The following is a 17399-nucleotide window of genomic DNA, read 5'->3' on the forward strand; positions in this document are numbered from 1 at the left end:
TGCCCGTGGGATCTTCAGAAGTCCAAGAGCTTGTTTTTCTGTCTGCCAGAAGATCTGCTTCTGCGTCAGGGGGTGTGGCCGCTCACCACTCTCCGTCGGCCAGGGAGCGCTTCAGCCCGGCCATTCCCCGGAAGATGTGTACCTTGACCGTCCCGTGGGAGATGTCCATGGCTTCCGCTATCTCCGTGTCCTGGAGTCCCATCCAGTAGCGCAGCACGATGGCCTCGCGCTGCCGGCGGGGCAGCTCGCCGAGGGCGTGGACCACGGCCTGGTGGCCGTGCCGGGCGAGCACCGACTGCTCCGCGGAGCGGCAGAACTCGGGGACGTCGGTCAGGGCGGGGAAGCGCCGCCGGACCACCTGCTTGCGGCGGATGTGCATGCGCGCCAGATTGCTCACGGTGGACCGCAGGTATCCGACGGCGGCCCCGTCGGTGCGCAGAGCGGTCCAGCGGCGGTGCAGTTCGCAGAATGCCTCAGCCACCAGGTCCTCGGACTCCTCTTCGGCTCCCAGTAATCGGGCGAGCCTCAAGAGGTGGGCGTAATGGCTGGAGAAGAGCGAGGCGACGGTCGGGGATTCCGGGGCTGAACTGCGATCTGTGGGGTGTTCTGTGGGGTGTTCCAGGACGCCGCAGGCAGTTTTCCGTTCCATGCTGTCCGTTCTCCCGCTTGTTCTACCGACACTTCGCGGGAGGGCCGGGGGGACCGCTCCCGGACGTGGTGCGGTGTCGACCGGCCCGGACCGGGAGAGCGTCACACGGCGATCGAACGCGAGTCAATCGACGACGGAGAGCCACATCTTCTTCCTGCCAGAACGGTCCGTTATGCGGCGACGTGTGGTGTGACTCACACGCTGCGCTGTCAACCGATTACGCACGATGAGCAACTATCGAGCGGCGAGTTCATGCATCCCTGCCACGCAGCGGTCCCGTCCATCCGCACAGGAGAGAGCCGATGGGAAACGTCGTTACGCCGAGTCAGGAAGCCGCGGCCGGTCGGCGCACGTCGGCCGAGCCCACCGAGCAGGCGGGCGGGCCCGGACTCCCCGCCCGCCGGGGATACGGCCGCGAGGCGGAGAGCCCCCGGACCGGCTGCCCCCGCGTGCTCGGCCCGCGGCCGGGCCCGGGCACCGGGCCGGCCGAGGCGAGCCGCGGGCAGGGGGTGCTCGGCCGGTGAGGGTGGACATCGCCTGGTGGGAGCTGGACGGCTCGTCCCAGACCATCGAGAGCCTGCGCGAGCATCTGCGGGAGGGCGCGGTCCGGCCCTGGGCCTCGGTCCCCGGGCTGCGTGTGAAGTTCTGGATCGCCGACCAGGAGCACAACCGCTGGGGCGCGGTGATGGTGTGGGAAGGCGATCGGCCGCCCGCGGGGTCGCTGCCGCCCAACCTGGCGGCTGATCTGATCGGCTGCCCGCCCACCCACCGTTCGCGGTTCGAGGTCGAGGCCACCGTCGAGGGGGTCCACTCGATGATCACCCTGGACGGACTGGGACCTGCCCTGGCCGCCGACAGCCGCCCCTGACGACGACCGGCCGCGGCCGCGCCGCCGCGGTCGCGGCCGGCCCGCGCGCTCGCCGCACCGGAACACGCGCCTGACGCCGCGAGGCCCGCCCTTCGCGCGGACGACGGGAGTGTGACGACAGGACCCGGGGGCCGGCCGTGACCGGCTGGGCCTGCGGCCGGCGCCGCTGCCCGCCCCCGCCCGGCTCGGCTACGACCGGGCAGGCCGGGGCGGGACGGTTCGCCGGCTTCGGCCTGACGCTGCCTCAGCTTTCCTGGCCGGGGTGTGAGGAGTTCGGGCGGGACCGGGACAGGTCCGGCAGAGCGGCGCGGGCGTGGCGGATGAGCGCCCGGGCCGCCGGGCCGGCCGGCCCGGCCGCCCGCCAGGCGAGCAGGATGCGCGCCCGTGGTGCGCGGACGATGGTGACGGTGCTGACCTCCGGTGCGTGCGCCCGGGCCAACGACTCCGAGACCAGGGCGACACCCAACCCGCGCGCCGCGAACCGTGTCACCATGTGCGGATCGCCCGCCTCCAAGGCGATGCGCGGCTGGAAACCGGCCGCCGCGCACGCCTCGTCGGCGCAGGCCCGCAGTCCGGTGCCGGTCGGCAGGCTGATCAGCGGGCGGTCGCGCAGCGCGCCGGCGGTGATGCGCTCCCGCCGGGCCAGGGGATCCGACGGATGCACCGCGGCCACGAGTGCTTCGTCCGCGACGACCTGAGTCGCCACGCCCGGCGGCAGCACCCCCGCTCCGAGCAGGGCCAGGTCCAGGCGGCCGGCGTGCAGTTCCAGGGCCAGATGCTCGGCGGTGCCCTCGGCGAGCGAGATGTCCACGTCCGGGTGCCGGCGATGGAAACCCGCCAGCACTTCGGGCAGATCGATGGACGCCATGGAGGGCAGTGCCCCGATCCGCACCTGACCGCGGACCAGTCCGGTGAGCTCGTCGATGGAGGCGCGTGCGCCCTCCACCGCCGCCAGCGCGGCCCGGGCGTAGGGGAGGATCGCCTCCCCGGCCGCGGTCGGGCGGACGCCGCGGCCGGAGCGGTCCAGCAAGGTTTCGCCCAACTCCCGCTCCAGCTGCCGTACTTGGGCGCTCACACCAGGCTGGGCCACATGCAGCTTGGTCGCCGCGTGCGTGAAGCTGGCTTCCTCGACCACCGTGACGAGATACTTCAGCTGCCTGAGCTCCATAAGCAGAAATGCTAACAGTGAGACATGTCAGCTCTTGGGCTTCTGGCGGTCCGGTAGGTCTACTGAACTTCGAGAACCACGACGCTCCATTGGAATCCGAGGCCCTCGGCAATCATGAGAATGACATCACCGCTGCTGCACCGGTCGGTGTCCACGAGATGTGCGAGGGCACCGAACTGGTCGGCAGCGCCTGTGTGTCCGGTCACCTCGGAGTAGTCCCACGTGGAGCGAGAAACGGGTATGCCCAGGGGGTCGAGGTAATTCCGGTACAGGAACGGCTCCCCGATGGCCGGGACGATGACGTGGGCCACGTCGGCCAGGCTGACACGGGCCTGGGAAAGGGCGGCGTCGATCGTGGACGTCAGACCGGACCGGAGGCGGCCGAGAACCGCGTCCGTGCCCATCCGGTTCTTGAGGAATGCGTGAGCGCGCGCGGTGATGTCGACCGGGGTCCGGGTCGAGGGAACGGGAGCGTGCAGGCCGCTCAGGGTGGGATCGGTGAGGGTCGCGGCGGAGAGGAGACGGGCGTACCCGGCCTCGCGGCTGAGTACGACGGCGGCGGCGCCGTCGGCGAATATGTAGCCCGGTTCGCAGTTGAAGCGATCGATGTGGGGCTGGCGCCACACATCACCGGCGACGACGAGGGCGGCGCGGTCCTGGGAGGCGAGCAGGCGATGCGCGGCGAGGGTGAGGGTGTTGAGCCCGGCCGCGCACCCGCCCGACATCTCGGCGGCGAAGGCACACGGAGAGCGGACGGCCTCGGCGACTGCCGTGGCCACGTTGTACAGCGGCGGGCGGGTGAAGGGAAATACGCTCACGAAGAACACGGCGCCGATATCCGTGCCGGACATGTCTGCGCGCGTGGTGGCCGCCAGGGCGGCGGCGGACGCGAGGTCGAGGAGGGTGTCCGACTCCTTCGCGACGGTGACGGCGCTGTATCCGGTGATCTTGGCGTCTTCTTCCGAGATCAGCCCGTCGCGAACGGCTTGTTCGAGGGGCAGAGCAGGTGGGATCCGGGCTGCCGCCGAGGCGATGTGGAGTCCGGGCCCCGACGTGAAGTCGATAGCGCTGGGGGCCAAGGCCGGGAAGGTGGGCGTTGCCGGAACCGGGGTATTCATGGTGCCCCCTCGCTGGTGGTGTGTGACGGGTCGTTCGCTCATGAGTACGACAGGAAAACCTGCCGGAATGTCAGGCGAGGTGCCGTACGGATCAGACCGTCGTCCAGGGCCGCAGCTTCTCGGGGTTGAGCACCGCCCAGATGTGCTTGATCCGGTCGTCGACGACATCGAAGGCCAGCACCGCCACCGTGAGGCCGTCCTGCAGGCTCACCAGCCCGGGCTGGCCGTTGACCGTACGCTCCAGGATCGTCAAAGGTGCCCGCTCGGCGAGATCGACGCAGGCGCGCGCGATCAGCTCGCCGCCCTCGACCGGCCGGGACACCGCGGAGACCACGCCGCCGCCGTCGGCGATCACTGTGGCGTTGGGATCGAGCAGGCCGATGAGGCCGCCGATGTCCTTGGCCTCCCACACCTGCTTGAACCCCCTGACGATGTCGGCCTGCCGGACCGTCGAGGTCGCGGAGGCCCGCGAGGAGCTGACGCGGCGGCGGGCGGAGGAGGCCAACTGGCGGCAGGCCGCCGGCGTCCGGCCGACGATCTCGGCCACCTCGGCGAAGGAGTAGCGGAAGACGTCGTGCAGGACGAAGGCCACCCGCTCGGCCGGGGTCATCGACTCCAGCACGACGAGGAAGGCCATGCTGACCGACTCGTCGAGGGTGACCCGGTCGGCCGGGTCCATGTGCGTGCCGCCCGACCGCGCCGTGGACCACTCCGTGCGTTCCGGAAGCGGCTCCGGGATCCATTCGCCCACATACGTCTCGCGCCGGACCCGGGCCGAGCCGAGCAGGTTGAGGCAGACACGGCTGGTCACCGTCGTCAGCCAGGCGCCCGGGGATTCGATGGCGTCCTGATCCTCGCGCGGCATCGCGTACCACCGGGCGTAGGTCTCCTGGACGGCGTCCTCGGCATCGGCCAGCGAGCCGAGAAGCCGGTAGGCGAGATTGATTAACTGACGCCGCTCGCTCATGATCACGCTCAGGCTTGGATCGGACCGGTCGTGCTCCGGCTCCGATTCGGTGGTCATCGCCTCACCCATCCCTCCGTCGCATCTGCCCTCACCACTTCGGCACAGCAACACATGTGGACATGAGACCGGCGCCTCGCCTCACATTCCGGGGAGCTGCTTTGTCGTACTGGTGAAACAAGCACATGATGCCCGACCTGAGCACCGTGTCGCGCCGCGTCGAGGGAGCGCTTGAGCGGAAGTCGAGCGGGCCGACAAGGTCCACGGGAGCCGAGCACCATCGACCGCGCGCACATCCTGAACGCGGAGTCCTGCCCGGGGACGCGGCACCGCCCTGCTGCTCCGCGACACCGGCGCAGGAACTCTCGAACCATCACAACGGGAGGCGATGGAGAGTGGCAGTGGAGTACAGCCCCTACGACGAGCAGCTCAACGTTGACCCTTACCCGCTGTACGCGCGGCTCCGGGAGACGGCGCCCGTCCATCACAACGAGGACCTGGACATCTGGGCGCTGTCCCGGCACGCGGATGTGGACGCCGCGTTGCGTGACTCGGCGGGGTTCTCCAGCGCCAATGGTCCTCTGCTGGATTCCGCCATCTGGGGAACCGACGCGCACAAGGTGATGTCGTTCAACGCCATGGACCCGCCCGAGCACACCCGGACGCGGGCCCTGGTGTCGGCGGTGTTCAGCCCCCGGCGCATGGCCGGACTGGAGCCGCGGATCCGCGACATCGTGCGCACCCACCTCGAACCGGCAATGGAGCGCGAATCGTTCGACTTCGTCACCGATGTGGCGGCCACGGTCCCGATGGACGTGATCTCGGAACTGATCGGGGTCCCGGCCGACGACCGGGCGGAGGCGCGCCGCCTGATCAACCTCGCGTTCCACCGCCCACCGGGCGCCCGCGACCTCACGCCCGAGAACGCCCAGGCGATGGGCGCGCTGGCGGAACACTACGTGCGCTGGGTCGACGAGCGGCGCCGCACGCCGGGCACAGACCTGCTGACCACGCTGGCGCAGGCGTCGGTCGACGGCTCCCCCCTGACCGACCAGCAGATCATCGCCCTGCTGGGTCTGCTGGTCACGGCCGGCTATGAAACGAGCCTGCGGCTGCTGGGCAACGCCTGGTACTGGGCGTGGCGGCATCCGGAGCAGCGCGCCCGCGCCTTCGACGGGCAGATCACGAACTGGGTCGAGGAGACCCTGCGGTACGACACTCCCATCCAGTACCTGGTCCGCACGCTCACCGAGGACCGGACCCTGCACGGCGTCCGGCTGCCGAAGGGCGCGCGCGTCCTGCTGCTGATCGGCGCCGCCAACCGCGACCCCGAGGTGTTCGCGGACGCAGAACGCTTCGACCTCGGCCGCGACACCCACCGCGCGATCAGTTTCGGGGGTGGCCCGCACTTCTGCCTCGGTGCTCCGCTGGCCCGGCTGGAGGCTCGGATCGTCCTGGACGAACTCGCGGCCCGGATCAGCGCGTACGAGATCGACCCGGACCGGATCGTCCGCGTCTACACCACCAACATCCGTGGGTTCTCCTCGCTGCCCACCACGATCAAGCTCCGCTGACCGGTTAGGTGACCGCACATGAAATTCGGCGTATCGACGTTCGTGACCGACAAGGGGATCGCGCCCGACGAGCTCGGGGCGGCGCTGGAGGAACGCGGGTTCGACTCGCTGTTCGTGACCGAGCACAGCCATATCCCGGTCAGCCGGGACACGCCGTTCCCTGGCGGAGGCGAGCTGCCCGAAGTCTATTACCGCACGTTCGACCCGGTCGTGGTGCTCACCGCCGCCGCCGTCGCCACCCAGCGGCTGCGGCTGGGCACCGGCATCGCGCTGATCCCCCAGCGCGACCCGATCGTCTTCGCCAAGGAGATGGCCTCCCTGGACCAGGTGTCCGGCGGCCGCGCCGTCCTCGGTATCGGCGCCGGCTGGAACCGGGAGGAGATGCGCGACCACGGCACCGACCCGCGCACCCGGATGGAGCTGATGCGCGAGCGCGTCCTGGCGATGAAGGAGCTGTGGACCCGCGAACAGGCCGAGTTCCACGGCAAGTACGTGGACTTCCCCCCGGCGTACTCCTGGCCGAAGCCGCTCCACCCGATACCCGTGCTGGTCGGCGGCTGGGGGCCGGGAACGTTCGACCGGGTGCTGGAGTACGGCGACGGCTGGTTCCCGTACGCCGCGAACCCCGAGGTGCTCGCCGCCGGCATCGCCGAGCTGCGGGAGCGTGCCGGGCGGCGGGTGCCGGTGGTGGTGCACGCGGCCGCGCCCGAGCGCCAGGCCGTCGTGGCCCTGACGGAGGCGGGGGTGGACGAGATCACCTTCAACCTGCCGCCCGCGCCGCGCGACGTGACCGAAGTCGCCCTCGGGCTACTGCACTTTGAGTACTGCGGCGCTGAACTGGAATCCCACTCCCTCGCCGATCAGGAGAACGACATCACCGCTGCTGCACCGGTCGTGGTCCATGAGATACGACAGCGCGCTGAACTGGTCGCCGGGACCGATGTGGCTCGTCGTCGCGTAGTAGTCCCACGCGGTGCGGGAAAGGGGCACGTTCAGCATGTCCAGGTACCGCTGCAGGAAGGCCCTCCCGATGGCCGGCAGGAGCACGTAGGCGACATCGTCCAGGTCGACACCGGCCAGGGAAAGGGCGGCGTCGACCGTGGACGTCAAAGCGGCTTCGAGGCGTTCGTGAGCCTCGTCGGGGGTCATGCGGGTCTCGAAGAACGCGCGGGCGCGCGCGCTGATGTCGACGGCCGTGCGCGCTGAGGGGACGTCGGCATGCAGCCCGCTCAGGGTGGGATCGGTGAGGGTCGCTCCGGAGAGGAGACGGGCGTACCCGGCCTCGCGGCTGAGCACGACGGCGGCGGCGCCGTCCGCGAACACGAAGTTGGGGTTGCAGTTGAACCGATCGATGTGGGGCTGCCGCCACAGATCGCCGGCGACGACGAGGGCGGCACGGTCGTCGGTGACCAGCAGGCGGTGCCCGGCCATGACGAGGGCATCCACACCGGCAGCGCAGGACGCGTTCGAGAGCTGGGTGGCGAAGGCGCAAGGAGAGCGGACGGCTTCGGCGATCGCTGCGGGAACGTTGTAAAGGGGCGTGTGCGTGAAGGGGAACACGCTCACGAACAGCACGCTGCGGATATCGGTGGCCGGTACGGTGGAACGCGCGATGGCCGACGAGGCGGCACCGGCCGCGAGGTCGAGGATGGTGGTTGATTCCTTCGCGATGGTGACGCCGCTGTATCCGGCTATGTCGGCGCTCTCCTGCGGGTATTGTCCGTCGCGGACGGCGTCCTCGACGGACAGAGCGGGCGGAAGCTCGGCCGCGGCTGAAGCGATGTAGATCGCGTCCCCCGCCGTGAAGTCGGTAGCGCTGGGGATCAGAGCCGGATAGGAGGACTGTGTCATGGTGAGCCTTCCGTGTTGGCGGTTGCGGCCGTGCTTGCGGGCGGTGAACACCTAGGAGCGCACGAGGACCCGGCGACGGGCAGTCACCCGCCGACGGGTCGTGGCTCCTGACAGGTGTTCAGACGGTGGGGAGCGAGTGCGCGGCCGGGGCCAGCTGTCCGACCCGCGGCGGGTCGGCCTCGTCGTAGTGCGACCACTGCCGGATCTCCCGGCAGTCGGGGCGCAGGAGCATCGCCGCGCCGGGCCGCAGCCCGAGGGCGTCGGCGGTGCCCTCGTCGAGCAGGTGGACGGCGAGCGGAATCGGCCCGGTGGCGAGGGCCCCGGCCTCGGTCCAGGGCTGTCCCTGCGGCCCGGCGAGCAGGGTGAGACCCTCGCCGACCAGGTCGATGGTGCTCACCGGGTCGGTCGGCGCCGGGGCGCCGTCCGGGGCCGGAAGCCAGTGGTGCGCCAGCCGCCCGTTGAGGTCCCACGGCAGGGTTTCGGCGCTGGTGGCGGGCTCGGTGGGCGGTGCGGCGGAGAAGTCCACGTTGTGCTTGCCGACCGGGCGGCGCTCGGTCTCGTACGAGTCGAGCAGGTCGGCCGGTGCCCATCCCCGCAACACCCAGGCGAGCTTCCAGCCGAGGTCGAAGGCGTCCTGGATCGCGGTGTTCATGCCGGTGCCGCCCCGTGGCGTCATCCGGTGCGCCGCGTCGCCGACCAGGAAGCCGCTGCCCTCCCGATACCGCTCCGCGAGCATGGCGGCGAGCGCGAAGCTGCTGAACCGCTCGATCCGCGGCGAGAGCGTGTCGACGCCCGCGGCGCGGGCCAGCAGCTTTGCCAGCTCGGCTGCTTCGAGGTCGGCCAGCCCGGCCTGGTCCGGCGTGCGGCCCCGCGCGAAGGCCCACCGGTCCCCGTGGCCCCGGCGGCTGAGGAAGCCGGCGGCGTCCGGCCGGGTGATCATGTAGACGGCGGGTTTCCGGTCCCCGACATCGGGATTGATCGATGCCCGGAACTGGACCGCCTCGTAGGCGCCCAGGTGATCCAGGCCTTCCATGGCAATGCCGAGCTGCTCGCGCACCGTGCTGTACGGGCCGTCCGCGCCGATCACGTAACGCGCTTCGAGCGGGTGGGTGCTCCCGGTCCGCGGGTCCAGCAGGGTGGCCTGGACGCCGTCGTCATCCTGGCGGAGCCCGGTCAGCTCGCATCCCATCCGCACCGCTGCGGTCGGCATCGTGCGCAGATGGGCGAGCAGGACCGACTCCGTGTCGTCCTGCGGCGCCCAGGCCGGCCGGGTCGGGCTGACCAGAGCCGCCTCGGCCTGTGTCGGGATGGCCATCGGGATCTCGCTGCCCGTGCCGGCGGCCAGCGACTCCGTGACGTACGTGTACGCATCGACGTCGCCCGCCCTGGCGCGTACAGCTGCCTCCAGACCCCATCGGCGCATCAGTTCCATGGTCCGGGTACTGATCAGCATGGCGCGCGACAGGGCCGACGGCTCGGCCCGCTTCTCGACGAGCAGGACATCGATCCCGTAGCCGGCCAGGGTGATGCCGGCCACCATGCCGGCCGGACCGGCGCCCACGATCAGCACCTGGACCTGGTCCGGCAGCGATTGCCCTGATTGCCCCGATTGTCGTGATGCTGTCATGGTGTCTGACGCTAGGCACCGCCCGAGTACGCCGTCAAGGCAAGGGCAGCGGCTGTCAAGTGGGCGTCGAGCGGCGCTCGTTGGAGAGGCGTCTCCACGGCCTCGACCAACACCGCGGACAGGTTGTGGAGGGCTTCGCCTCACATTCCGGCGGGCTGTCCTGTCGTACTGATGAGACGAACGCATCGTCCAGCGAGCTGACACACTCAACCAGTCAGGAGACACCATGAACACCCCGGCTCTGCAGACGCAGTTCACCGAACCGGCGCCCGCCGAGCGCCTGGAGCAGGTGGCCGCCGCGCTGAGGGAGAAGAACTTCGACGTCGAGATCCTCGATGACGCCGCCGCCGCGCGGGCCCGCATCAAGGACCTGATCCCCGAGGGCGCCACCGTGTTCACCGGGGCCAGCGAGACCCTCCGCCTGTCCGGCATCGACGAGGACATCAACGGCAGCGGACGCTACGACTCCGTCAAGGCACGCAGCACCACCATGGACCGTGCCACCCAGATCAAGGAGATCTGGCAGCTGCTCGCCTGCCCCGACGTCATCGTGGGCAGCGCCGCCGCGGTCACGGAGACCGGCTCCGTGGTGTTCGCCTCGGCCAGTGGCAGCCAGCTGGCCGGTTACTCGGGCGCCGCGCAGCGCGTGATCTGGGTCGTCGGAGCGCAGAAGATCGTGCCCGACCTGAGCACCGCGCTGCGTCGCATCGAAGAACACTGCGTCCCGCTGGAGGACGAGCGCTGCAAGCAGGCTTACGGAGTGCCCAGCTCCCTCAACCGCCTGCTCGTCCTCAACGCCGAGCCCGCCCCCGGGCGCGTCACCCTCCTGCTGCTCCGCGAAGCCATCGGATTCTGACACCACCGGCAGTCACGCACGCGCCTCGGGCCCGATCAGCGTGAGCACAGCGGCAGCCGCCCCGTACCGGCAACCCGGTGCCGGGCTGTCGTGCGGTGTGATCGGGTGCCGGGGCGCGGTCAGGTGAAGGGCGGGTTCGGGTGCCGGGTCCGCGCGCGTGCGACAGCCGGACCCGGCCATGCGTACGACACCACGGCGAGGGACCGGTCGTACGTATGTTCCGGCTGGTCCGTCGCATGAACACCAGGAGGGGACGACCATGTCTGGTCTGCAGGACAAGGTAGTGATCGTGACGGGCGGCTCCGGCGGGCTGGGCGCGGCGACGGCGGCCTGCATGGCCCGGGGTGGGGCCAGGGTGGTGGTCACCGGCCGGGACAGCAAGGAAGGCGAGAAGGCCGCCGCCGACATCGGGGGTGTGTTCCTCCGCCACGACGTGACCAGCGAGGACGACTGGCGTGCCGTGGTGGAAGCGACGGTCGACCGCTACGGCCGGCTGGACGGCCTGGTCAACAACGCCGGCACGGACTCCTGGTCACTGATCGAGAACGAGTCTCTGGAGCAGTTCGAACGAGTCCTGAAGGTCAACCTGACCGGGGTGTTCCTCGGGCTGAAGGCGGTCATCGCGCCGATGAAGGCGGCCGGCGGTGGCTCGATCGTCAACATCGGCTCCGCCACGGCGCTGACAGGACACCCCATGACCTCGGGGTACGGGGCGTCCAAGTGGGGTCTGCGTGGCCTCACCAAGACGGCTGCGGTGGAACTGGGCCGCTACCGGATCCGGGTGAACTCCGTCCACCCCGGCCTGGTCCACACCCCGATGACCGAGGCCCATGGCGCGCGGCTCGGGGAGGGCAACTTCCCGCTGGCCCCACTGGGCCGGGTCGGCGTGCCGGAGGAGATAGGCGAGGCGGTGTCCTTCCTGGTCTCCGATGCGGCCGCGTACATGACGGGCGCGGACATCGCCGTGGACGGTGGCTGGACGGCCGGGGAGGCCGCCCTGATGCAGCATGCCGACGCCCCCGGCACCCCGGCGGACTGAGCGCACAGGGAAAGCCCCCACCATTCCTAGAGACTGAGCGGGAGCGAGTCCTGTTGCCAGGACTCGTGCTCAGCCGGGCGCCCCGAACGGTGTTGGGCGTCCTGGTCCACCGCGTTCGCTCCGCGTCCGGCGCGCACGGATCGTNTGCTCAGCCGGGCGCCCCGAACGGTGTTGGGCGTCCTGGTCCACCGCGTTCGCTCCGCGTCCGGCGCGCACGGATCGTATCCGTGGTCCGGGGATGCGGGGGCGGCCCGCGGCCGGAGGCCGCTGATGAACAGGGCCTCACGCCCCGGGGCCACCGGTGCGGCCTGGACGGTCCGATGCCCTGCACGATCACTCCGGTCGTGCAGGGGCGGTGCCGTCCGTCGCCGGATCGGGTGCCCCAGGGCGCGCCTGCCGATCGCCACCGCGGCCGCGTCGTGGCGAGTGGTCTTCCTGGTTGTGCTGGTGAGGGGCTTCTGCCAGTGCTGGGCGCCCCACCGGCTGGTGTAGGCGGGGTCGACGGCGATCACGGGGATGCCGAGCTCGGCCGCCATGGACACGAGCCGGGCCCGCAGTCTGCTGACCGGCATGCCGGAGATGAGCTTGCGGAAGTGTTTGCGGCTGCCGTTTTTCTCGCGGGTCTTCTCGGCCTGGAAGTCGAGGTCTTCCATCGCGATCGACAGCCCGTGGCGTTTGGCCCAGTGCAGCAGGCGGATGAGTGCGTGGCGGACCTGGGCGTCGCGATGGGCTGCTGTGCCGGTGAGGTCGTAGCCGAAACGGTGGGGTTCGCCTACGGGGTTGCCGTGGGTGTCGAGGCGCCAGGCGGCGAGGTGGTCGGCGTTGGTGTCCACTCCGACCACCCCGTTCGCGCGGGCCGCCGCCAGGGGCACGGTCCGTACCGGCGGGATCGTCCACGATGCGGTCAGGTACCAGCGCCCGCGCGTCGTGTCTTCGTGGATGCGGTAGGCGACCGCCCGGTTCGCGGCGACGCGGTCGGCCCACTGCTCACCCCGGTGCGCGAACGACACCTTCGCCGCCAGCACGTTCCGGCCGCGCGGGGCGTTCGCCAGATGCGCCAAAGGGGCCGGGAGCTTGATGCTCACCTCGCCGTCCGGGGTGACGCGGATGGCCTCGTTGCCGAACCGCTTCCCCGACTCGCCGTCCGCCGCGAGGAAGAGGAACCGGCGCTCGGCCTGCCACCGCGCACGCCACCGCTCCTCGCTGAGATCAGCAGCTTCCAGGTGGTGGCGGGTGTTCAGCAGCCGCTTCCCGCCCCTCACCACGCGCACGACACCGGCCTGCCAGTCCGCCCGCGCCGCCTCCAGCCGGTCGGCCAGCACGTGCAGGCGGCGCGCCTTCGCGTGCCACTCCCGCCTGCTGCGATAGCCGCCCGGCGCTTTCGTCGAGCCCTTCTCACCGACCGGCAGGGACAGCCGGCGCGCGATCGTCGCGATCCCGGCTTCCAGGCTGCGGATGTGCGCGAGCAGACCACGCCGGGCCAACGCCCACTGATCATGGGAGGCCTTTGTGATCGACCCGGCCCACCGGGAGGAGGACTCCCGCGTCAGCAGGCGCTTGCGCTCGGCCCACCGCTCGCTGTCATGGTCCAGCCCGGCCGCGCACCGCGCTTTGAGGTCACGGCCGGCGAGGGTGCCGAGCAGATCACCGACCAGGCGCAGCATCTCCTCGTCCCCGGCGGTCAGGTGCTTGAGCCGGGTGCGGATCGCCACACCGGACGGCCCTAGCGCGACGAACGGCGCCGCAATCTGCCGCAGCCCGCCCACGCATTCACCCCCGTCCCCATGTCGGCCGAAGCCCCGCTCGCCACACCCAACGACCGCCACCGGCAAAGGTCACGCATTCGACGGACAAACGCATGTCCATCTTCAGAGCCCGCGAGTCCCAGAGCCGAGGCACTCACTCATGCACGCCAGAACGTGCTCATCCGCAGTCAGCGGACAGCAGTTCCTAACCCCCGAGACCGAGGGCGGGGGCTTTCCCGCCGAGCGCCGGGCAGGCCTTGCACCTGCATCTCCCCGCAGGAAGCGGGGCGTCTTTCCTTGGACCACCAACGCATCGCGCTCCGCGCCGTATCGGGCGCCGCACTCAAGATCGACTCCATCCCGCCGGGCCCCGCACACACAAACCGTGCCGGCGTACCGCCGGAACCGGACGTGTGCTCCCGCCCCGCTCGAACTCCCCTGGTGCGCACGGGACGTGCGCTCGTGCCGCCCCTAGGGTGGCCCCCGCACGGCGTGTCACTAGCCGGTTCCGGTTTGTCTCACAGGCGGGAGCCGAGACCACCGACGGGCGCTGTCCGTCGTGTCAGAGGAGGGACTTGCGTGAGCCGGAGCGAAGAGTTCGACGCGGTACGGCCTCTGCTGTTCTCGCTCGCCCACCGCATCCTGGGCAGCACCGGCGACGCCGAGGACGCCATCGAGGAGACCCGGCTGCGCTACGAGAGCGCCCCCGCCGTGCCCGCCCCGGCCACGGCGTTCCTGTCCGCCGAGGTCGTCCGTGTCTCCTGGGAGACCCTGCGCGCGGCCCGGTCACGGCAGGACGAGTACGCCGGTCCCTGGTTCGCCGGGCCGCCGCCGGCCGACCCTTTCCAGGACCCCGACCGGCCGCCCGAGCCGGCCGAGTCGCTGTCGACGGCGGCCGTACTGCTGCTGGAGCGGCTGTCGCCGCTGGAGCGGGCGGTGTTCGTGCTGCGGGAGATCCTCGGCTGCGACATCGCGCGGACCGCGTCGGCCGTGGGCTGCTCGGAGGCCGCCTGCCACCAGCTCGCCGCCTCCGTGACGGCACGCAGCGACGCCGGCGGCGAGGCTCGGCCCTGGCCCGGATACATCGCCGGCGCGGACCAATCGGCCCGGTTGCTCGCGGCGATCGTGCCCGCGCTGCTCCGCGTCGGCGTCACCATGCGGCCGGCCGACGTGGCCGCCGGCCCCGGCGCAGTCTTCCACGATCACCACGGCACCTTCCTGGGCGCCCTGGCACTGGACATCCTCGACGGCCGCATCCAGACCGTCCGCCGCGTGCCCGAGGCGGCGGGGGAGGCGGCATGAGGACCCCACCCCCGCACTCGCGCCGGGTCCCGGTCGGTCCTCGTGATCCGCGTCCTGCCGGCCGACGAGCATCCGGTGCTGCACGGCGGGCTGGGTGCGCTGCTCGCCGCCGAGAAGGACATCGAGGTGGTCGCCGAGGCCGGTGACGGCGGCCGGAGTTGCGGCCGGCCGGGGAACGGCAGCCCGACATCGCGCTCACCGACGTGCCGCTGCCCGTCCTCGACGGCGTCGAGCTGCCCCGGCGTGTCACTGCCGGCCCGGTCCTGTCGGGGGTGCGGGTCGTCATCCTGACCGGCGACCGCAGCGACGGCCACGTCGTGGACGCGCTGCGGGGCGGCGCCGCCGGAATCCTCGTCAAGGACATCGCGGTCAAGGACATCGCGCCCGCCGATCTGGTGCACGCCGCTGTGAGTCGTCGCGCGCGGGGACGCCCTGCTCGCACCGTCGGTCATCCGCAAGGTGATCAGCCGGCTCGTCGCCCGGCCGCTGCCGTTGCCGCTGCCGCTGCCCGCGCGGTCCGGGCTCCTCGCGGAGCCGACCGACCTGACCGACCGTGAGCGCGAGGCCGTCGTCCTGGTCGCGCGGGGGCTGTCCACCGACCAGATCGCCGACCGCATGGTGATCAGCCCGCTGACCGCGAAGTCCCACATCGACCGGGCCCGCACCAAACTGCGCGCCCGCGGCCGCGTCCACCTCGTGGGCCTCGCCTACGAGTCCGGCCTGGTCGGTCCCGCTCCTGGGGCCGGGACGGCCGCCGCGCACGCCCAGTAGCATGGTGCGCAACGGCCGTGAGCAGCCGTTTTCGGTTCTGCGCAGGAAGGTCGAGGAAGGTCCAGGTGTCCTACCGTTTTGCCACCGAGCGGACGGACGACTCGGACCTCGCGTCCGGGGTCGTACTGCACTCGGCACCCGGCTACCCCGCCTACCCGGCCCGCCTGGCGGTCGAGATCTTCCGCCGGGCCCTGGCGCACACCGGCACCGGCCGGCCCGTCACCCTGTGGGACCCCTGCTGCGGCAGCGGCCATCTCGCGACCGTCCTCGGCTGGCTGGAGCGCCCCGCCATTGGGCAGATCGTCTGCAGCGACGTCGACACCGAGGCGATCACCCTGGCCCGCAAGAACCTGGCCCTGCTGACCGAGGACGGCCTCGCCGCACGTGAGCGCCAACGCCTCGAACAGAGCGAGCGGTTCGGCAAACCCGCCTACCAGGAGGCCGCGGCCGCCGCCCGCCGCCGCGCCGTCCGGCTCGCGGCCGACGGCGGCAGCCTGCCCTGGCGCGCCGGACAGGCCGACGCCTTCGACCCCACCGCCCTGCGCACGCTGCTCTCGGACATCGCCCCCGACCTGGTGATCACCGACGTCCCCTACGGCGAACGCACCCACTGGGGCGGCGGCGCACCCGAGCTGCCCATCCCGGCCCTGCTGCGCGCGCTCGCCGCCGTACTGCCCCCGCACGCCGTCGTGGCCGTCAGCAACCGCGGCCGGAAGATCCCGGTGGCCCCGCTGCGGCCCCTGGAACGCCTGAAGATCGGCACCCGCTCGGTGGTGCTGCTCCGCGCCGGCGACATCGGCCACGAGCAGCAGCCGTAAGCCATGTCCCGTGTAGCCTTCGGGGCACACCGGAAAGACCACGACCCCTGGGGAGACAGGTGCCTGCGGGCCGACGAATCACCTCGCGCAACGCCCAGTTCCAGCAGTGGCAGGCGCTGCTCACCAACCGCAAGAAGCGCCAGCGCGCGGGGGAGTTCCTGGTACAGGGAGTACGTCCCATCTCGCTCGCCGTCGAACACGGCTGGCCCGTACACACACTGATCCACGACGAGCGGCGGGGGCTCTCGCGCTGGGCCGGGGAACTCCTCGACACCGTCCCCGCCGAGCGCATCGCCATGGCCCCGGACCTGCTCGCCGACCTGGGCGAGAAGAACGAGGCCGCCCCCGAGCTCGTCGCCGTCGTGGGCATGCCCGCCGACGACCTCCAGCGCATCCCGGTCGGGGACGACTTCCTCGGCGTCCTCTTCGACCGGCCGACCAGCCCCGGCAACATCGGCAGCATCATCCGCTCGGCGGACGCCTTCGGCGCCCACGGCCTGATCGTCTCCGGGCACGCCGCCGACGTCTACGACCCCAAGTCGGTCCGCGCCAGCACCGGTTCGCTCTTCGCCCTGCCCGCGGTCCGCGTCCCCTCACCCCGCGAGGTCGCCGACTGGCTCCAGGCCCAGCGCGCCCAGGGCAAGCCGGTCCTCATGGTCGGCACCGACGAACACGGCGACTGCGACGTCTTCGACTTCGACCTCACCCAGCCGGTCCTGCTGCTCATCGGCAACGAGACCAGCGGCCTGAGCGGCGCCTGGCGCGAGCTGTGCGACCACACGGTGAGCATCCCCATCGCGGGAGCGGCCAGCTCCCTGAACGCGGCCAACGCCGCCACCACCGTCCTGTACGAGGCCTCCCGCCAGCGCATCGCGGCAAAGGCCCACCCATGAGGGTCGGGCCTGTCAAGCGCAGATGTGACCTCGGCCTTCGGCTTTTGTTCCTCGCCGAGGCGTTTTCCTTTGCGGGTCTTCCNCGGGCCTGTCAAGCGCAGATGTGACCTCGGCCTTCGGCTTTTGTTCCTCGCCGAGGCGTTTTCCTTTGCGGGT

General features: G+C 71.2%; 15 protein-coding genes and 2 pseudogenes. 10 read left to right on the forward strand and 7 right to left on the reverse strand.

Annotated elements, in window-relative coordinates:
- Window positions 1-82: 82 nt before the first annotated feature.
- On the reverse strand, window positions 83-649 hold the full coding sequence (locus tag LE548_RS40800; protein WP_225102105.1) for an RNA polymerase sigma factor: 567 nt from the start codon (window positions 647-649) through the stop codon (window positions 83-85).
- A gap of 302 nt (window positions 650-951) precedes the next feature.
- Here LE548_RS40800 and LE548_RS40805 point away from each other — a divergent pair, with 302 nt between their 5' ends.
- Window positions 952-1173, forward strand: coding sequence for a hypothetical protein (locus tag LE548_RS40805; protein WP_225102106.1), 222 nt, complete (start codon window positions 952-954; stop codon window positions 1171-1173).
- The gene (locus tag LE548_RS40810) at window positions 1170-1517 is read left to right on the forward strand and encodes a hypothetical protein (protein ID WP_225102107.1); all 348 of its coding nucleotides are present in this window, start codon (window positions 1170-1172) and stop codon (window positions 1515-1517) included. The genes LE548_RS40805 and LE548_RS40810 overlap by 4 nt, the downstream gene beginning before the upstream one ends.
- Before the next feature lie 244 nt (window positions 1518-1761).
- On the opposite strand, the gene LE548_RS40815 is transcribed toward LE548_RS40810, so the two are convergent.
- From LE548_RS40815 to sigJ, 3 genes are all read right to left on the reverse strand, one after another.
- Window positions 1762-2685, reverse strand: coding sequence for a LysR family transcriptional regulator (locus tag LE548_RS40815; RefSeq protein ID WP_225102108.1), 924 nt, complete (start codon window positions 2683-2685; stop codon window positions 1762-1764).
- Window positions 2686-2744: 59 nt separating this feature from the next.
- Window positions 2745-3764 carry a ketoacyl-ACP synthase III family protein gene (locus tag LE548_RS40820; protein WP_225102109.1) on the reverse strand — a complete coding sequence of 340 codons (1020 nt, stop codon included), beginning with the start codon at window positions 3762-3764 and terminating at the stop codon, window positions 2745-2747.
- Between the two features lie 130 nt (window positions 3765-3894).
- Entirely contained in the window at window positions 3895-4827 is a 933-nt protein-coding gene (gene sigJ / locus LE548_RS40825) for an RNA polymerase sigma factor SigJ (RefSeq protein ID WP_225102110.1), read from the reverse strand.
- Between the two features lie 341 nt (window positions 4828-5168).
- Between sigJ and LE548_RS46255 the strand changes: the two genes are divergently transcribed.
- Both LE548_RS46255 and LE548_RS46260 read left to right on the forward strand, forming a co-directional pair.
- Window positions 5169-6341: a cytochrome P450 gene (locus tag LE548_RS46255; RefSeq protein ID WP_225102111.1), complete on the forward strand. Its 1173-nt coding sequence runs from the start codon at window positions 5169-5171 to the stop codon at window positions 6339-6341.
- An 18-nt stretch (window positions 6342-6359) separates the two neighbouring features.
- A pseudogene (locus tag LE548_RS46260) lies at window positions 6360-7133 on the forward strand (LLM class F420-dependent oxidoreductase); the annotation flags it as partial.
- Window positions 7134-7148: 15 nt separating this feature from the next.
- Here LE548_RS46260 and LE548_RS46815 read toward each other — a convergent pair.
- Window positions 7149-8192: a 3-oxoacyl-[acyl-carrier-protein] synthase III C-terminal domain-containing protein gene (locus tag LE548_RS46815; protein WP_225102112.1), complete on the reverse strand. Its 1044-nt coding sequence runs from the start codon at window positions 8190-8192 to the stop codon at window positions 7149-7151.
- Between the two features lie 118 nt (window positions 8193-8310).
- Window positions 8311-9819, reverse strand: a complete 1509-nt coding sequence (locus tag LE548_RS40845) for an FAD-dependent monooxygenase (protein WP_225102113.1) — start codon at window positions 9817-9819, stop codon at window positions 8311-8313.
- 226 nt (window positions 9820-10045) lie between these two features.
- Between LE548_RS40845 and LE548_RS40850 the strand changes: the two genes are divergently transcribed.
- Window positions 10046-10675 (forward strand): LUD domain-containing protein, encoded by a 630-nt coding sequence (locus tag LE548_RS40850; protein WP_225102114.1) that lies wholly within the window; start codon window positions 10046-10048, stop codon window positions 10673-10675.
- A 259-nt stretch (window positions 10676-10934) separates the two neighbouring features.
- Entirely contained in the window at window positions 10935-11714 is a 780-nt protein-coding gene (locus LE548_RS40855; RefSeq protein WP_225102115.1) for a glucose 1-dehydrogenase, read from the forward strand.
- A gap of 26 nt (window positions 11715-11740) precedes the next feature.
- Here LE548_RS40855 and LE548_RS40860 read toward each other — a convergent pair whose 3' ends face one another.
- Window positions 11741-13480: an IS200/IS605 family accessory protein TnpB-related protein gene (locus LE548_RS40860; protein ID WP_225102116.1), complete on the reverse strand. Its 1740-nt coding sequence runs from the start codon at window positions 13478-13480 to the stop codon at window positions 11741-11743.
- A gap of 558 nt (window positions 13481-14038) precedes the next feature.
- Between LE548_RS40860 and LE548_RS46265 the strand changes: the two genes are divergently transcribed.
- The 4 genes and pseudogenes from LE548_RS46265 (at window position 14039) to LE548_RS40880 (ending at window position 17243) form a co-directional block, all read left to right on the forward strand.
- Window positions 14039-14761 (forward strand): sigma factor-like helix-turn-helix DNA-binding protein, encoded by a 723-nt coding sequence (locus LE548_RS46265; RefSeq protein WP_225102117.1) that lies wholly within the window; start codon window positions 14039-14041, stop codon window positions 14759-14761.
- Window positions 14762-14803: 42 nt separating this feature from the next.
- Window positions 14804-15532, forward strand: a pseudogene (locus LE548_RS40870) (response regulator).
- A 65-nt stretch (window positions 15533-15597) separates the two neighbouring features.
- Window positions 15598-16350 (forward strand): rRNA methyltransferase, encoded by a 753-nt coding sequence (locus LE548_RS40875; protein ID WP_225102118.1) that lies wholly within the window; start codon window positions 15598-15600, stop codon window positions 16348-16350.
- A 59-nt stretch (window positions 16351-16409) separates the two neighbouring features.
- A complete protein-coding gene (locus LE548_RS40880; protein ID WP_225102119.1) occupies window positions 16410-17243 on the forward strand; it encodes an RNA methyltransferase in 834 nt (277 codons plus the stop codon).
- Window positions 17244-17399 lie beyond the last annotated feature (156 nt).

The sequence above is a fragment of the Streptomyces sp. CoH27 genome, from assembly GCF_020181035.1.
GTDB lineage: Bacteria > Actinomycetota > Actinomycetes > Streptomycetales > Streptomycetaceae > Streptomyces > Streptomyces camelliae.